General features: G+C 61.6%; 13 protein-coding genes and 2 pseudogenes. 4 read left to right on the top strand and 11 right to left on the bottom strand.

Annotated features, from left to right (window positions below; genetic code table 11):
* Positions 1-166 (bottom strand): annotated as a pseudogene (locus G3N95_RS10275) (2-methylcitrate synthase); the annotation flags it as partial.
* A gap of 20 nt (positions 167-186) precedes the next feature.
* Positions 187-1,080 carry a methylisocitrate lyase gene (gene prpB / locus G3N95_RS10270; RefSeq protein ID WP_205969872.1) on the bottom strand — a complete coding sequence of 298 codons (894 nt, stop codon included), beginning with the start codon at positions 1,078-1,080 and terminating at the stop codon, positions 187-189.
* A 198-nt stretch (positions 1,081-1,278) separates the two neighbouring features.
* On the opposite strand from prpB, the gene prpR reads away from it, so the two are divergent.
* Positions 1,279-3,219, top strand: coding sequence for a propionate catabolism operon regulatory protein PrpR (gene prpR / locus G3N95_RS10265; protein WP_205969871.1), 1,941 nt, complete (start codon positions 1,279-1,281; stop codon positions 3,217-3,219).
* Positions 3,220-3,240: 21 nt separating this feature from the next.
* Here prpR and G3N95_RS10260 read toward each other — a convergent pair whose 3' ends face one another.
* The 5 genes from G3N95_RS10260 to G3N95_RS10240 all read right to left on the bottom strand — a co-directional run bounded on the left by G3N95_RS10260 (position 3,241) and on the right by G3N95_RS10240 (position 9,291).
* Positions 3,241-3,819 (bottom strand): DUF4337 domain-containing protein, encoded by a 579-nt coding sequence (locus tag G3N95_RS10260; protein ID WP_205969870.1) that lies wholly within the window; start codon positions 3,817-3,819, stop codon positions 3,241-3,243.
* Between the two features lie 116 nt (positions 3,820-3,935).
* Entirely contained in the window at positions 3,936-4,925 is a 990-nt protein-coding gene (locus G3N95_RS10255; RefSeq protein ID WP_241018353.1) for a helix-turn-helix domain-containing protein, read from the bottom strand.
* Positions 4,926-5,182: 257 nt separating this feature from the next.
* On the bottom strand, positions 5,183-5,521 hold the full coding sequence (locus G3N95_RS10250; RefSeq protein WP_241018352.1) for a hypothetical protein: 339 nt from the start codon (positions 5,519-5,521) through the stop codon (positions 5,183-5,185).
* Positions 5,518-6,645: a glycosyltransferase family 4 protein gene (locus tag G3N95_RS10245; RefSeq protein ID WP_205969869.1), complete on the bottom strand. Its 1,128-nt coding sequence runs from the start codon at positions 6,643-6,645 to the stop codon at positions 5,518-5,520. The genes G3N95_RS10250 and G3N95_RS10245 overlap by 4 nt, the downstream gene beginning before the upstream one ends.
* A 264-nt stretch (positions 6,646-6,909) precedes the next feature.
* Positions 6,910-9,291: a PIG-L family deacetylase gene (locus G3N95_RS10240; RefSeq protein WP_205969868.1), complete on the bottom strand. Its 2,382-nt coding sequence runs from the start codon at positions 9,289-9,291 to the stop codon at positions 6,910-6,912.
* 462 nt (positions 9,292-9,753) lie between these two features.
* Here G3N95_RS10240 and G3N95_RS10235 point away from each other — a divergent pair, with 462 nt between their 5' ends.
* From G3N95_RS10235 to G3N95_RS10225, 3 genes and pseudogenes are all read left to right on the top strand, one after another.
* Positions 9,754-10,938 (top strand): glycosyltransferase family 4 protein, encoded by a 1,185-nt coding sequence (locus G3N95_RS10235; protein ID WP_241018351.1) that lies wholly within the window; start codon positions 9,754-9,756, stop codon positions 10,936-10,938.
* Between the two features lie 44 nt (positions 10,939-10,982).
* The gene (locus tag G3N95_RS10230) at positions 10,983-11,171 is read left to right on the top strand and encodes a hypothetical protein (RefSeq protein ID WP_205969866.1); all 189 of its coding nucleotides are present in this window, start codon (positions 10,983-10,985) and stop codon (positions 11,169-11,171) included.
* 185 nt (positions 11,172-11,356) lie between these two features.
* A pseudogene (locus G3N95_RS10225) lies at positions 11,357-11,533 on the top strand (porin); the annotation flags it as partial.
* Positions 11,534-11,594: 61 nt separating this feature from the next.
* On the opposite strand, the gene G3N95_RS10220 reads toward G3N95_RS10225, so the two are convergent.
* The 4 genes from G3N95_RS10220 to G3N95_RS10205 all read right to left on the bottom strand — a co-directional run bounded on the left by G3N95_RS10220 (position 11,595) and on the right by G3N95_RS10205 (position 16,009).
* Positions 11,595-12,734, bottom strand: a complete 1,140-nt coding sequence (locus G3N95_RS10220; protein ID WP_205969865.1) for a porin — start codon at positions 12,732-12,734, stop codon at positions 11,595-11,597.
* A gap of 134 nt (positions 12,735-12,868) precedes the next feature.
* Complete coding sequence (locus G3N95_RS10215; RefSeq protein ID WP_205969864.1) at positions 12,869-13,681, bottom strand: ABC transporter ATP-binding protein; 813 nt, start codon at positions 13,679-13,681, stop codon at positions 12,869-12,871.
* Positions 13,678-14,754, bottom strand: coding sequence for an iron ABC transporter permease (locus G3N95_RS10210; RefSeq protein WP_205969863.1), 1,077 nt, complete (start codon positions 14,752-14,754; stop codon positions 13,678-13,680). The genes G3N95_RS10215 and G3N95_RS10210 overlap by 4 nt, the downstream gene beginning before the upstream one ends.
* Positions 14,755-14,770: 16 nt before the next feature.
* The gene (locus G3N95_RS10205; RefSeq protein ID WP_241018350.1) at positions 14,771-16,009 is read right to left on the bottom strand and encodes an ABC transporter substrate-binding protein; all 1,239 of its coding nucleotides are present in this window, start codon (positions 16,007-16,009) and stop codon (positions 14,771-14,773) included.
* Positions 16,010-16,147: the final 138 nt, after the last annotated feature.

Genomic DNA, 16,147 nt, shown 5'->3' with positions numbered 1-16,147 from the left:
AGGCGCCCGCGATATCGAGAATGTCGTAGCCGCGGTAATGCAGGTCGTTGCCCGTCTTGCCGACCGTGCACAGGGCCGTATTGCCCGCCGTCACGCCCGACAGCGCGACGGATTTTTTCGGCTTGAATGTGCCCGCGCTTTGCGTGCCGTTGTCTGCTTCGCTCATGTGTCTTCCTCCAGATGCAATTACTTGTTAGTGGCGAACAGTGCGTCGAGTTTGTCCTCGTACGCGTGATAGCCAAGATATTTGTAGAGATCTTCGCGCGTCTGCATCGTCGGCACAGCGGCCTTTTGCGTGCCGTCGCGCATCGTCGTCTCGTAGAAATTGAGGGCGGCCGCGTTCATCGCGCGATACGCGCCGCAGCAATACAGCGCGATATCGACGTTCGCGTCGCGCAGCTCCGTCGTCGTGAAGAACGGCGTCGAGCCGAATTCGGTCAGGTTCGCGAGAATCGGCACCTTCACGGCGGCCTTGAACTTGCGATAGTCGTCGAGCGTACGCATGGCTTCGGGGAAGATCATGTCAGCGCCGGCTTCGACATAGGCGACGGCGCGCTCGATCGCGGCGTCGAGCCCTTCGGCGGCGGCGGCATCGGTGCGGGCCATGATGACGAACTGGTCGTCGGTGCGCGCGTCGACAGCCGCCTTCACGCGATCCACCATTTCTTGCGTCGCGACGACTTCCTTGTTCGGACGATGGCCGCAGCGCTTCTGCCCGACCTGGTCTTCGAGGTGGACGGCGGCGACGCCCGCCTTGATGAACGAGCGGACCGTGCGCGCGATATTGAACGCGCCGCCCCAGCCGGTATCGATATCGACGAGCAGCGGCAGGTTCGTGGCGTCGGTGATGCGGCGGGCGTCGATGAGCACGTCGTCCATCGTGCTGATACCGAGGTCGGGGATGCCGAGCGAGTTTGCGGCGACGCCGCCGCCCGACAGATACACGGCCTTGAAGCCGACGGCTTCGGCCATCTTCGCGGCGTAGGCGGTGATCGCGCCGACGACCTGCAGCGGTTGTCCTTCTGCGACGGCCTGGCGGAACGCAGCGCCGGCGCTGGTGGGTTGTCTGGTTGAGTTCACTGTGAGGCTCCGTGGATTTGCGGGCCTATATCTGCAAATGACGTGCCAGGCTTCACGGTCGCGCTAAGTCTCTGATTTTGCGAGGCGAACGCGTCACTCGGCGTCCGCGATGATTTCAAAACTGAAATATGTGGTTTCGGTTATGAAATCGCGCGCGCATAATGGAAGACCACAGTGGATCTGAACCGGACCGCCGCGATGAGCACACCTTCCAGCGTTTCGAATCCGCGCCCGCGCATCTGGGCGATGGGCATCAGCCGCCTGAGCAATCTGTTCGTCGATATCGCGAGCGAGTATGCGGGCCCCGCAGACCTGCGCGTCGTTCCGCGCGGTTTTGACGACGCCGTGCAGGAAATCGAAGCGGCGGGAGCCGAGTTGCCGGACGTGATCGTCGCGGGCGGCTCGAACGGCGCGTATCTGAAGACGCGCGTCAACGTCCCCGTCGTGGTCATCACGCCGACGGGCTTCGACGTGATGCAGGCGCTCGCACGCGCGCGGCGCGACGGCAATTCGGTGGCGCTCGTCACGCACGGCGACACGCCCGACGAGGTGAAACGCTTTACGGCCGCATACGGCATCGATGTGATCTTCGCGTCATACCGCTCGACGGAAGATGCGGAGGACTGCGTGCGCGAATTGCGCGAGCGTGGCGTCGATGCCGTCGTCGGTCCGGGGCACGTGACCGATCTCGCCGAGCGTGCGGGCATGGGTGCCGTCTTTCTGTATTCGCGCGCATCGGTGCGCAGCGCTTTCGATACGGCACTCGAAGTCGCGCAGGCCACGCGTGCCGAGGGCGTGCGCCGTCAGCGTCTCGACAACCTGTTGCAGCACTTGCGCGACGGTGTCGTCGCGCTGGACGCGCAAGGGCGCGTCGAAGCGATCAACCAGCGTCTCGCGGGCGTGCTTGGCATCGATGCCGCCAGCGCGGCCGGTGTGCCTTTACAGCAGCTCGCACCCGATATCGCCGGCGCGCTGCCGGACAACGACGGCGACACGCTCGTGTCCGTGCGCGGCACCAGCTATCTCGTGCATCGTGGGCCGCTGGCGGGTGCGGGGCCATCGGCGGGCACGGTGCTGACGTTCCAGGAATCGCGCGCGGTCGAACGGCTCGATCGCACGCTGCGTTCGCGACAGCGCGCGCAGCAGTTCACGGCGCGCTACGAGCTAGACGATCTGGTCGGTGAATGTCCGTCGATCGAACGCGTGCGCACGCTCGTCCGGCGTTATGCGAAGTCGGACGCGACCGTGCTGATACTCGGCGAAAGCGGCACGGGCAAGGAGATGGTCGCGCAGAGCATGCATCAGCTAAGCGCGCGGCGCGACTTTGCGTTCGTCGCGATCAATTGCGGCGCGTTTCCGGAAGCTTTGCTGGAGAGCGAGCTGTTCGGCTATGAAGAAGGCGCATTTACGGGCGCGCGCAAGGGCGGCAAGGCGGGGCTGATCGAAGCGGCGCATCGCGGCACGCTGTTCCTCGATGAGATCGGCGAGATGCCGCTGCCGTTGCAAAGCCGGCTGCTGCGCGTGTTGCAGGAGCGGGAAGTGGTGCGGCTCGGGTCGACGGAGCCGACGCGTGTCGATATCCGCGTGGTTGCCGCGACGCATCGTGCGTTGACGGAAGGGATCGAGGACGGCACGTTTCGCGCGGACCTCTACTATCGGCTGAATATTCTGAGCGTCGCGCTGCCGCCGTTGCGCGAGCGCACGACCGACGTGCTGCCGCTCGCCGCCGAACTGCTACTGCAGGCCGCCGCGCGCGAACCCAGGCTCGCGGCGCGCGTCTTCGACCTGCCAGCGGCGACGCGCGTGCTTGCGCAGATCGGCGAGCCGTTGCGCGGCTATGCGTGGCCGGGCAATGTGCGCGAATTGCAGAACGTGATCGAACGGATTGCCGTCGAACTCGCCGATACGCAAGACGACACATTCACGCGCGAGATGCTCGATGTCGTTGCCCCCGAACTGTTCGTGTCGTCGCGGCCGCAGAAGAAGGGCGCGTTGACGCTGCGCGAGCGCAGCCGTCACGTCGAAGCCGACGAGATTCGCGCGATGCTGGCGGCGTGCGGCGGAGATCGCGATGCCGCGTGCCGCGCGCTGGGCATCAGCAAGACGACGTTGTGGCGCAAGCTCAATGCGACGCAATGAGCGACGCGCCGCCCGCCATGCTCATACGCCGATCAATGCGGTGACGAACAGACCGATGGCGACGACGGCCATTCCGATGGTGAGCTTTTGCAGCCAGCGCTTCTTCGTCAGCAGCGTGATGGCGGCGAGCGCGATGGAGATCTGAACCAGCGTCGTCGCTTGTGCCCAGCGATGATGCTGATGCTGCAACGACTCGCTTACTTCATTGTCCTTCTTCACCTGCTTTTCGAGCGACTCCGCCTGCTGGCGGATCGGTTCTTTCTCGGTCTTGTAACGCTGCGTATCGGTGATGAACTTCGCGTGCGCAGCCGACGCCGGATCGGTCAATGCCGCGCCCAGTTCCGCGAGATTCTGCTTTTCTCCCTTGGCCTGGTAATAAGCCCACTGGTTCGCAGCTTCCGTCTTGAGGATCGCGGCTTCGTTCTTGTAGAAGAGCGCAAGGTTTTCGTTGGCTCCGCTCTGATAAGCGGCGATTGCGCCGACGCTCGCGAGAATCGCCGTCATGACGGCGAGGCGCGACGCGCTGTTGTCATTGCCGTGAGCGCCTGCATGCTCGATGGCGTGATCGTGCGGGCCGTGGACTTCGTATTCGTCGGACATCGGGATTCGTCAGTTCTAAAGCGGGAAAGCCGCCAGCATACCGCAGCGCGCGGCGCGCAAAAACCCGGCAAAAAAGGGGTGTTGTATCTTGTCGAATCCGGAGCGAGCCGTACGGCTCAGCATTGCATCCGACGCTGCGCGCGGTACTCGCTCGGCGACGTTTTCATATGCCGCCGGAAGCTGCGCGCCAGATGGTCGCCGCTCGTCAAACCGGCGCGCTTTGCCACCTTGTCGACGGGCAGGTCCGTTTCGATCAGCAGGTTGCACACGACTTGAAGCCGCGCGTGCATCAGATAGTCGGAAGGTGTCATGCCGAGCTCGCTTCTGAAGTGGCGCAGCAGACTGCGCTCGCTCATCGCGGCTACCTGTGCGGCGTCTTCGATCGTGACCTGGCGGCGGCAGTTGTCCTGCAGCCAGTGAGCGGCTGCGCGCACTTTCTCGGCGGGCGTGCTGCCGACCACATCCTCGAAGATGGCGTTGAGCATGTCGCGCGAACAGATTGACAGCCGTTCGGCGACGCGCCGCGCCATGCTGTCGCCCATGTCGCGGCGGATGAGTTTCAACGCGCCCGTGAGCGCGTCGTGAAGACTTTGCGCCTTCGACTTGCAATCGGCGGAATGATGTGCGGCGCGTGTGTGCGGATCGGGCGAGTGCTCGTCGAAAAAACCATAAGCATGGTCATCGAGTCCCGGCGGCGTCGCTCCCACGAGCCGCACATCGCTGGCCTTCGAGCGCGCCCGGTTGATCCACGCGACCAGTTGTGCCGAGCGCGTATCGATGCATGCGTCGGTACCGACGATCGCGAAGATCGCGTCGAATTCATGTTCGGCGTGTACATCAAATGCTTCGGCGCAGAGTAGCAACGCTGCAGAACTGGCCACATACCCATCGTGGTCGGACAGTGTGGCGATCCGGTACGTCCATTGAATCGGGCCGCGTGCCGAGAGCTCGCCTGCAAGTTCGAGCGTATTGGCAATGACGCTGGCGCTCATCAGATCGAAGCCGTCGAACAGTACGATCGCGACTTGCCGCAATCGACGGGGAATGACGTCTGTGCCTTCGGATTCTTTCGTGTCGAGTCTTTGAGGCGCACGAGTAGACATCATGTTCTTCCCCAACCTGAATGAACTGGATCAATACTTCAAAGACCCGGCGTCGACACGTGATTCGGTCACGCGCATCGGCTCCAGTTCGCCCGTCAGCCTCTCATGCTGCCTCGTTGAATCGATGGGCGAATGTTGGCAAGCGCACGCAGCGCGACGCCTTTTCAATGTAGTTCAGTCTTCCTCCATTGACACGCAATCAGACAAATCACGCTAAGGCGCTATCTGCAGATCACCCGCTGACAATTGCCCGACGTCCCTCAAGCCTTGCGTGAAATGAGGCCGCTCTGCTGTGCTGCGACGATCTCGCCGACCATCGCGCGATAAGCGGAATGACACCGCTCCGCGGCATGAAAGATCTCGGCCAGTGCGGCCTGCGCAGAAGCGGCATCATGGTGGCGCGTCGCGTCCGAGAGCGTGAGGATCGTCTGCATTGCATCGCGTTGCTCGTTCAGCAGCAGTTGCAGCGCGCTGCCGAAATTGTCCTGATCATGGGCTTCAGGGTTCATGTCGAGTCCGTTGGGCAGTGCTGAGTTCGTCGGTGATGGTGCTTGCTCGATGAAGAAACGTATGACGGACAGTTCTTGTTCCAGCTTCACATCGAAGACTCGTTGCGCTTCCAGTCGGGTATCGACGATTTCCCGGCGATGCCGTTCCCTTCGAAAACGTTCTGGGCGATCTTCAGGTAGCGCTCGGCGGTGTCGCGCAACGTATAGCCGTCCATCGCGCGACGCGCGCGTGGCGCATGCAGCGCATCGAGCAGTGCGTGTGCATACGCTGACGTGTTCTTCGTATCGACGAGCGACACGCCAGGGAAATCGCGGGCGAATTCGAATGCCGCGATCCGGCTCGCCACCACGGGAATACCCGAAGCCAACGCTTCAAGGAAGCCGATGCTGTGCGCCTCCCTATGCGAGGGCATCGCGAATACCTGCGATGTCTGCAGAATGGCGGCGACGTTCGATGCGGGGCCGCACAGCGTGACCTGGGCGGCCAGGTTCAAACGGTGCACGAGATTCATGGCCTTATCGTGATAGGCCTGATCTTCGATCACGCCATAGAACACGAGACGTGCATCGGGCTCGTGTTGCAATACGATATCGAACGCATGAACAGTTTCCAGTTGTCCTTTGTCGCTGACATAGCGCCCCAACTGCACGATTTGCTTCGAGGCACGGAAATCGTCAGCGCTCTGCGCAGACGCCGCGTTTTCGAAGCGCGGCAGATCCACGCCATTCGGAATCACCGTCACGCACGGATGCGGGCCGACTTCGCGCAGATAGTCACACGTGTTTTGCGGCGATACGCCGACGACCACTTTTGCGCGATGCGACAACATGCGCTCGGCCCATTTCAGCTTGGGATTGGCGAAATCGTTGGAGCCCGAGTGCATCACATAGACGACGGGTGCGACGCTGGGCAGAAGGCGTACATAGAGCGCCGCGAGCGTGGCGTGCGCGATGATGATGTCGGGTCGGAAGCGTCGGACGCAACGCCAGAGATGCCTGAGGCGTCCTACTCTTCCCAAGGGGGAATCAGGAAAGTCGCACAGCACGCCTGCTGCCGAGAGTTCGCTGCGGCTGTGATCGAAATCAGCCAGCTGCGGTTGCATCGAGGTGATGCAGACTTCGTGGCCGCCCTCCCTGTGCTGGATGGCGAGACCCTTTGCCAGAATCTCCGCACCCGACAGCCGTGGCGCATAGACAACCTGTAGTATCCGCACGTATCACCCTTCCTAATGGGGCTTGTACCTGGAGCACCGGCTCGCCGAACCGTGGAACTCTTGTTTTTGTAGCGTACGGTTGCATGGTTCGATCATCGTTCGTCGCGATCGACCTAAGTGGATATACCATAACCAATCCATGCGACGCGATTCGGTCAAGCACTAGTCGTTACTGGACACGCTTATTCTTTCGGGAGAACTTTTCGTTTCTCTATCTCGATGAGAATTGAACTCGATTCTCATTTTAAGAGGATCAAAGTACCTCTATTGGACGACGCGTTCGAGCCATAGCGATTCCGAGTAAACGGCGGGCAGCAAAAATGATTCCGCAGGTGTACTTCGTATGTCGTTTTCGTTGAACGGATATCGAACGAGGGTGGATTTACCGGCCGTGAAAAGCGTATTGGTCAATATTGCGTCGGTCCTTTCGTAGAAGAAGAGTGCCGTACTGCTCGCATCGTGAAGCACGGATGGCGCGGCATCTTGCCAGCGAATATCCGGCAGGTACTTCAGAAAAACGGGCGCCATATCGGGACGAGCGACATTCCATCTCCACACATCCACGCCGCCTGGTTCTGCGAAATGCGGAACCGTGATGACAATCGACATGTCCGCGCTGGCGTCATTCGTGAATCGCGTCATGTCACGCTTGAATAGCGAAGGAAGGAGAGACGTTTTGCCAGTGCTCCAGCGACCATTGTCGAATCCGAATGTCGTCACCGCCATGCCGGGACTTTCGTCGGTAGATTGAATGGCAATAAACGGGGCGGATCTTTTTTGCTCGCTTCTCAGCGAGAGAATTTGCACACCGGATCGGAAGCGATGGCTGTCGAGTACTTTTGTCTGCTGGATATGTCCGGCATGATCGGCGCCTACGGTCCAAAGCTCGACGGTGTGGTCCGATCTTTGGACTGCAATCAATATTTTTTCGCTCGGTGATTCCTTCGTTGAGAAGGAAATGTACTGCTGTGCGCGTTCAGCGGGAATGTCGTCATTGCTTTGAAACCATAGTGTGGGTGCGAGAAAGCGGTTGCCATTGCTCTTCAATAGCCAGAACGCGGATCCGCCATGTCTCGGCGTGACGACCATCAGATCCGCGCGGCCGTCGCCGTCGAAGTCGCCGATCAGAAAGCGCGCACTGTCGAAACACAACGTGTCGGTGTTGCACGTCGGTTGCGTCGCACGGCTGTCGAAGCTTACGGCGTTGGCGTACCAGTTATCCGGGGTTTCGGACAGGCGCAGAACAGAGTTCTGAACGTAGACATCGAAACCGGGACCGTCGGACCTTCTTTGAAGGTAGATGGCCGAAGGCGTGCCTTGTCCCGTCACGTCGCCATACATCGCGCCGGCGAGGCGAAGATCGGTGGACCAGGCCGGACGTGCTGCGGACCATCTGTAGCGCGTCGTCAATGAAGCGCAGCCCCGGATATGAAGCCGGTTGTCTTCTTCGCCCAGGCACCGTCGTGAGGGCGTAAATATCAGACCAAAATCCCAGGGCGTCCAACGTTGCGACGCACTCCATTCTTCACAAGGTTCCTCTGTGAGTGCGCCATTCTGTTCGCTCACACATAGCCCCGACGAAGCGGAGACGAGTGCCGCGTTGTGCTGGTTGCCCGCGTAGGTAGCACGTGGCTCCCATTTCCACTGCTGATTACGTGAGTCGTCGCAGGGTGCTAGGACAGGCTCGCGACCCGCACCGCGCGATGTCAGACATTGATTAGACCCTGCATTGAATAGAACGGACGGTAGCGCGACGAAATCTGGAACCTTGTGAAGCGTCGTATCGTTGCGCACGTAGTTGCGCAATACCCAGTTTCCGTCCCATTGATATTCGCCGAATACATGCGCAAAGTCGCCTCCGTCGACGGAGAAATAGCTCGCCGCCACATCGCGCTTGCGCTGCGCCGCGTCGCCGAATAGCGTCGGCGGCCAGTTCCCCGTCGGATAGGTGATGTAGTAGCCGATGGGTACGGATCGCTCCAACGTCTGCGCAATGTGGCGTGTGATACGGGCGGCGTAGATGTGATCGGGATGTTCGATGAACGGAACGGTGTCCGGGTTGAGTGTCGCGATGCGCGTGGCGTCTTGCAGGATCGACTTCAACACGGCGGAAAGCGAGTCGCGCGTGTAGCGTGCTGCCGGAATTTCTCCGCGTCCCATCGGATAAGTGGAGAGCGTTGCGCCCTGGTCCCAGAGCAGTGCGAGCGGTACTCGGCCGCCGCGAACTGCGCCGCCGGGTAGTCGAAGTTCGAGCAGCCGCACGCGGGGCTGCGCTTTCAAAGTGAGTTGAAAAACGGGCTTTCCCGCAATTCTTATCGTCGATTCACCCCATGCGTTCGCTACACCGGCGGCACGCGCATAGGCGAGACGCGAGCCTTCTTCGCGCTTCTGCACATACGCGAAGTTCGCGCCATTGGCGCCGCCAATCAGATGAACCGTCGTGACACACCATCCCGCGCGCAGCCGTTCGCTGATTTCAGGCTCAACGAACAGCAGATCGTCGTCGAGATGCGCGACGACGGTGACGAGCGTGCCGGCGCTGCAATCGACCGTGGATGCATGCGAAGTCGTCGCGCCGGAAATGAAGCAAAGACAGAGAAGAAAAAGTACAAAATGCGACAGCCGGGAAAGTGGCGAGGTACTCATAGGATTCCGATCGTCCCTGTTCTTCTTGGTATTGTTCCCGAGAGCCGTCATAGACGGTATAAAGTAGCTTCGGCTTGTTTGCGCACAGTAGTGAAAGGCGTGTTCTGCTTACGATTTGAAAGACGCGCTAGTCTTTTATGCAGACACAAAATTGACGCGATTGCATCGCAATCGATGTCCGGACCAGTCTATCTTTGTGAGTCAGTTTTTAATAGAGAATAGTGCGCGCGCGTTAAGCGAGAATTGCGCTGTGCAAAACAGCCTTTAATCGACAAATTGCAGTCACGAGTAGCAATACATACAAACGTAACAAGCTGCACGTAATACAGTGAGTGGCGGCTGCTGCTGCGTTCGCCAGTGGTCTGAACAATCAGGAAGATCATCGAAATCAATAATGGCATCCCGACGGGTTAGCGCGTCGAGCGTTTCTGCCAACAGCAGTGTTTTGAGGACGTCATGCGGATGCTGTTCGTTATCGGTCACCTGGGTGACTACCATGTGCCGCGCTACGAAGCTCTGATGCGGCTCGCGGCCAGGCGTGGCGATGAAGTCTGTCTCGTCGAAGTATTCGGTCGATCAGGTTTCTATTCATTTCCGCAGACGCGGCGCGCGTCGTTCTTCGAGCAGCGTCACGAGCGGGTCACTACGTTGGAGAAAGATGTCAGCGATGCAGGCGGCCGCTGGTTGAGTGTGTTTGCGCAACTCACTGCGATCGTCCGGCGGGTCGAGCCCGATGTGGTTGTCACGTTGGGCTACGACACGCCCTATTCGTTGTGGCTCTGTTTCGTCAGACGGTTCACGCGACCCTTCGCGCTGATCTACATGTCGGACTCCAAAGCCGACGACGGGACACGCAACGACGTCAAGGAATGGCTGAAGAGGCGGCTCGTGCGACGGTTCGATGCCGCGCTCGTTGCCGGTGAACGGCATCGCGACTATGCGGAGTTTCTGGGCATTCCGCGCTGGCGTTCGCGCGTGGGCTTCGACGTGATCGACGTCGACACGTTTTCGCGTCGCGCAGCGGCCGCCTATTCGACTGCCGATGAAGTGCGCGATCTGCGCGGCTTGCCACGACGTTATGTGCTGTGTGTGAGCCGCTTCGTCGCGCGCAAGAACGTGGACGTCGTGATCAATGCGTTCGCGAGTTCCCGCCTTGCGGATCAGGCAATCGAACTCGTCCTGATCGGGCAGGGAGGCGACGAGCCCGCGCTGAGAAGCCTCGTTTCGCAGCGCGAACTCGATGGCAGCGTGCGGTTTCTCGAGGCGTTGCCGAATGGCGAGATGCCCGCGATCTACAGGCTGGCCGATTTCGTCGTGCTGGCAAGCGAGTTCGATCAATGGGGTCTTTGCATCAACGAGGCGTTCGCGGCATCGCGAACGGCCATCGTCACGGACACATGCGGCGTGGCGCGCGAACTCGTGGTGAACGGGGTCAACGGTTATGTGATCGAACCCGGAAACGCGGACATGCTCGCAGCGCGCATGCGCACGCTCGCGCTGGACGATGCACTGCGCGAACGGCTATCGGCACGCGCACGGCTGACCGTCGAACAGTGGAAGCCCTCCGTGTTCGCGAGCAATCTGATGGAGCTCGCCGACTGCGTGCTCGATCCCGATGAGGTCGTTTCGCGAGCGGAACATGAATAGCGCACGTGGGCATGCGATCCACGCGCCAACGCAGGGAGACAATCATGGATCAGCAGGACGGCTTTAAGGGGCGCACGCCGTTTTACCTCTGCATGATGGCCGAAGAGCAGGACGAAGCGCTCGCGGATGTGATGGCGCTGGCAAAGCCGGGTGCCGAGTGCGAGCTGCGTGCGGCGCTCGACGCGCTTGCGGAGATTCACGAACTCGTAAAGAGCTATCTCGACGCGGTCTGATCTGAGAACATCTCGCAGATTGCAGCGCGCAGCCACGCAATGCCGGGGTCGGCGGAGAACTGGACGTGCATGTGCACCTGAATCCATGCGGTCAAGTACACGAGCGCAAACTACACGGGCCTCACATTCGGCGGCGTGTACAGCCTGGCTAGTGTGGCGGGTGAAACGTCGCGCAATCAGATGTGGTCGGCGCGGACTATTTCCTGTCGAAGCGCACGGACGTGTATCTGATCGGCGTCTATCAGAAGGCATCGGGTACGGACTCGACGGGTAGGGCCGCCGTCGCGGCCATCAACAATCTGACGCCTTCCGCCAGCGACCGGCAAAGCACGGTGCGCGTGGGTATCCGGCACAAGTTCTAACGGTGTTGATGCGAGCCGCCGGATTCCGGCGGCTCGATGCTTCTAGAGCGGCAGCGTCTCTTTAGAACCGATGCCGCATCCCAACCGCAACGACGACCTGCTGATCGTTCGACGAAGGGCTTTGCCCGCTGATATCGGCAGTGAGGCCTGAACCGTCGCTCGCGATGTGCTGGTAGCTCGCCTGCACATAGAGATCCGTTCGCTTCGACAGAAAGTAATCGGTTTGCACGGAGACTTCATGCCACTTCGGATGATGCTGGCCCGTTGCGTTCGACATCGAGCCCGACGTGTACGTGTATTCGCCGTTCAGCGCGATGGTCGGCGTGAGCGCATAACTCGCGTTGACTTCATAGTTGCTGAAGTTCATGCCTTCGCCGTTTGCCGCGAGACCGAGACTGTTTGCGCCGTTGATCGTCGCGAGGCCGCCCAGTTGCGTGCGCGTCCAGACGAAACCGAACGTGGCCGCGCCGATCGCGTAGCTGCCGCCCGCGCCGTAAGTGCGCTGGCGCGCTGCGATGAACGTGCGGTCGGTGAGCGTCAACGCGCCGTTCGTGTTGCTGCTGCCGCCGTTGTTCGCCTGGAAGTAGCCTGCGCCGAGATGTAACGGACCGGCTTCGTACGATGTGCCGAAGCTGTACAAGCGGTTGTCGGCGAATCCGCCGGCTTCGTTCGAGAAGCCATACAGCGCGCCGAACTTCACGCCCGCATAGCTGTTGCTGGCGTACTTCACCGCGTTGTTCACGCGGAACGAGTTGTTCAGATTGTCGTTGTCGTACGGGTGCGCGGACAGATTGTTGCCGCCCGGATGATGACCCGTGAAGCTGAGCGGCGCGAGATAGTCGACCACGGAATCGTACTGACGTCCGAGCGTCACGGTGCCGAGCCTGTCATTCGCCAGTCCCGCATACGCCTGGTAGCCGAACAGACGTCCGCCCTGGCGCAGCGTGCCGTTCATCACGCTAAAGCCGTTCTCCAGCTGAAAAATCGCCTTCGTGCCGCCGCCCAGGTCTTCGCGTCCGAGCATGCCCCAGTGGCTGCCCGTCACGTTGCCGCTGCCCGCTTGCCACGCGCTGCTGCCCTGCTGGTTGTCGCTATAGGACAGCCCCGCATCGATCACGCCGTAAAGCGTGACGCTGTCTTGCGCCTGCGCATGGCAAGCGTAGCTTGCCGCGATAGCGGCCATGACGAGTGTCTTTTTCATCTTTTTTCCCCGTGGTTGATTTGAACGAATTGACGAGCCACGCAGCGGCGCGGCGCCCGCCGGGTGGCGGGCGTCGTGCTTCGAAACGAATGCGGCGTGGTGAAGGTGGCTGGCTGGGACGCGTCGACGAATGTCTAGCGGCTGGCGATGCCGTCCTGAACGGAGAGTCCGTCGATCAGGACTTGATGCTGGCCGCGCGAACAAGGCTCGATTCGCGCGGTGACACCGAATACTTCTGCAAGGCTTGCTTGCGTGATGACCTCGACACTCGGGCCGAAGCCCGCAATGCGGCCTGCGTGCAGCAGCATCGCCTGATGGCAGGCACGCATGGCGGTGTTGATGTCATGCAGAACGACGACCGTGACGATGCCGCGTTCGCGTGTGATGTCGCGAAGCACGCGCATCACATGGAACTGGTAGTTCAGGTCGAGCGCTGACAGCGGCTCGTCGAGCAGCAGCACTTGCGGTTCGCGCACCAGCGCTTGCGCCATGCCGACCAGTTGTCGTTGCCCGCCTGACAGTTCGTCGAGCGAGCGCGACGCGAGCGCATCGATGCCGAGCCGTTCGAGCACGGCACGCGCATTCGCGAGATCGTCGGCGCGTGTGGAATGCGCACGAAAAGCGCCGCGCGTCGCGCAGCTCGCGACGAGCACGGACTCGAGCACCTGCAGCTTTACGCCTGCCGGCAACGACTGCGGCAAGTACACGACACTGTGCGAGCGCGCACTCGTCGCCGATAGTTCGAGCGCTTCGCCGTCGAGCGTGAGTTGTCCCGCGTGCGCGCGCGTGAGACCCGCCAGCGCGCGCAGCAGCGTCGACTTGCCGCTGCCGTTCGGGCCGAGCAGCGCAGTGATCTGGCCGCGCGGCAGCGGTCCTGCATCGAGTGACCTGAGCACGGCGCGCTTGCCGTATTGCACGCCGAGACCGTGAATGGACAGGCCGTTCATTGCGCCGCTCCCTGCGAGCGCACGACGATCGCGAGAAAAAGGGGAATGCCGACCAGCGCCGTCACGATGCCGACCGGAATCAGCACGCCGGGCACGATGGTCTTCGACGCAATCGACGCGAGCGACAGCATCAACGCGCCGAGCAGTGCGCTGCCGGGCAGATAGAAACGATGGTCTTCGCCGAACAGCGCACGCGCGATGTGCGGTGCAATCAGCCCGACGAAGCCGATCGTGCCGACGAACGACACGGCCAGCGCCGACAGCACCGACACGCGCAGCAGCGTACCGAGCCGCAGACGCCGCACGTCGATGCCGAAACTCGCTGCGCGGTCTTCGCCGAGCCGCAGCGCGGTGAGTGTCCACGCGTTGCGCAGCGAGAGCGGCAATGCGATGGCGAGCGCGACGGCGAGCACGGCGATCTTCGGCCAGTCCGCACGCGCGAGCGAGCCGAGTGTCCAGAACACGAGTCCTTGCAGCGCGTCGGCGGAAGCGATGAACTGCATCAGCGAAACGAGCGCATGGAACGCGAAGACAAGCGCGATACCGAGCAGCACGACGCCCGACGTGTTCATGCCGCGCCAGCGCGCGACGCCGTCGAGCAGCAACGCCGACATGAAAGCGAACAGAAACGCGTTCGCTGATACCACCCACGTCTGCGCGATGCCGGGCAGCGTGACATCGAGCACGATGGCGAGCGACGCGCCGAACGCCGCTGCCGCCGATACGCCGAGCGTGTACGGACTGGCGAGCGGATTGTTGAGGATGGTCTGCATTTCCGCGCCCGACAGACCGAGCGAAGCGCCGACCAGCAGCGCCATCACGGCGTACGGCATGCGTATCTGCCAGACGATCACATTCGTCGCGGCATCGGCCGATGCGTGATCGAACAGCGCATGCAGCAGCGTGGAAAGCGGCAAGCCGGACGGGCCGGAACGCAGATCGAACAGTAGCGAGGCTGCGATCAGCAACGCGACCGCGCACAGCCATAGCGCGCGCAGACGCGTCATGCGCAGATACGGCTGCACGCTGTCGTCGGCGGGCGCTGAACGGGTCACGGAGAGTGAGTCGGACATGAGCGCAATCGTTCGTTCAGTGCGATGCCTGTAGCGCGGCTTGCGCGAGCGGCGTATCGACCCATTCCGTGCCTTGCGGCGGCACGGCGAGGAAGCGCTTGTACAGATCGGCTTGCGTCGCGTGCACGTCGAGATCGGCGAACTGCTTCGGATAGAACCACTTCGCAAACGCTTCGATCGCGAGAATGTTGTACGGCGAGTCGTAGTAGTTGTGCGAGATGCCGTGCGCGTTGCCGTCGTGAATCGCCTTGATCGTGTCGAAGCCGGGACGCGCGATCAGTTGTGCGAGACTCGCGCGCGCGTCGTGCCCGCTCGTCAACGCGCCGGCGCGCAACGACGCGAGGCCAGGTTTCGTGCGGCTGCCCGTGGCGATGTAGACGTCGGGTTGCGCGGCGATCACCTGTTCCATGCTGATGTCGCCGAGCACGCCCGGCACGAGACCTTGCGCGATGTTGCGTCCGCCAGCAGCCTGCACGAACTCGCCGAAGTTGCCGTTGCCCGCCGTGTGGCAGCAGCCCGCGTCCCATACACCCGCGAGCAGATCGACAAACACCTTCGGACGCTGCGCTTCGGGCACGCGGTTCACGACGTTTTGCACGCGCGCCAGATGCTGCTGATAGAACTGTACGTACGCATTCGCCTGCTGCTCGCGATGCAGTACGGCACCGAGCAGTTCGATGCTCGGCAGCGTGTTCTGCAGAGGATGCAGGCGGAAGTCGATGAACACGACGGTCGTACCCGTCGCCTCCAGTTGCTTCACGAGCGCGTTATAGCGGCTCGGGCCGTGGCCGCCCAGGCTGAAGATCGCGAGATCGGGCTTGAGGCTCAGCGCTTTCTCGTCGCTGATGCTGTCTTCCGTTGCCTTGCCGATCAGCGGAATCGTTTTGATTTCAGGGAATTTCTGCGCGTACGCGTCGTAGGTCTGCGGATCCATCAGCGGCAAATCGCCTTGCCAGCCGACGATGCGCGCAAGCGGCTTCTGCCCTTCGAGCAGCGCGACGGCCGACAGCAGCCGGCTTTCACCGAGCAGGATGCGCTGCGGTTCGGCGACGGGCACACGCACCGTGCGACCTGCCAGGTCGGTGACGGCAACAGGTGCCGTCGCGCTCGCGGGTTGCGCCGCCAACGCGGGCGCGCTGGCCACGAGCGTGCAGCCCGCCGTCAGCGCAAGTGCGGCGAACGTGACTGAAGAGGCGGCGCGCGATGCCGTCGAAGCGGCCCGACCGCAAGCCGAATAAAGCCTGGATATCGACATGATATAGTTGTTGGATGAGAATTATTTGCATTTACGGGCGCAACTTTAGCGGCGAGATGTAATGGCGATGTGTTGAGACGGCCCACTTTTGTAATGGAATGTGTTGAGCCGCTTTTTTCCGCCCGTAGCGCGGACAAT

The sequence above is a fragment of the Paraburkholderia sp. Tr-20389 genome, from assembly GCF_017104565.1.
Lineage (GTDB): Bacteria > Pseudomonadota > Gammaproteobacteria > Burkholderiales > Burkholderiaceae > Paraburkholderia.
This window is presented reverse-complemented; position numbering and strand designations above follow the sequence as displayed.

What these genes read in the sequence shown, in the direction of transcription:
- G3N95_RS10210 (WP_205969863.1), bottom strand. Translation starts at nt 14,754, where the DNA reads ATGTCCGACTCACTCTCCGTGACCCGTTCAGCGCCCGCCGACGACAGC.
- G3N95_RS10240 (WP_205969868.1), bottom strand. Translation starts at nt 9,291, where the DNA reads ATGAGTACCTCGCCACTTTCCCGGCTGTCGCATTTTGTACTTTTTCTT.
- G3N95_RS10260 (WP_205969870.1), bottom strand. Translation starts at nt 3,819, where the DNA reads ATGTCCGACGAATACGAAGTCCACGGCCCGCACGATCACGCCATCGAG.
- prpR (WP_205969871.1), top strand. Translation starts at nt 1,279, where the DNA reads ATGAGCACACCTTCCAGCGTTTCGAATCCGCGCCCGCGCATCTGGGCG.
- G3N95_RS10215 (WP_205969864.1), bottom strand. Translation starts at nt 13,681, where the DNA reads ATGAACGGCCTGTCCATTCACGGTCTCGGCGTGCAATACGGCAAGCGC.
- G3N95_RS10235 (WP_241018351.1), top strand. Translation starts at nt 9,754, where the DNA reads ATGCTGTTCGTTATCGGTCACCTGGGTGACTACCATGTGCCGCGCTAC.
- G3N95_RS10230 (WP_205969866.1), top strand. Translation starts at nt 10,983, where the DNA reads ATGGATCAGCAGGACGGCTTTAAGGGGCGCACGCCGTTTTACCTCTGC.
- G3N95_RS10205 (WP_241018350.1), bottom strand. Translation starts at nt 16,009, where the DNA reads ATGTCGATATCCAGGCTTTATTCGGCTTGCGGTCGGGCCGCTTCGACG.
- G3N95_RS10255 (WP_241018353.1), bottom strand. Translation starts at nt 4,925, where the DNA reads ATGATGTCTACTCGTGCGCCTCAAAGACTCGACACGAAAGAATCCGAA.
- G3N95_RS10220 (WP_205969865.1), bottom strand. Translation starts at nt 12,734, where the DNA reads ATGAAAAAGACACTCGTCATGGCCGCTATCGCGGCAAGCTACGCTTGC.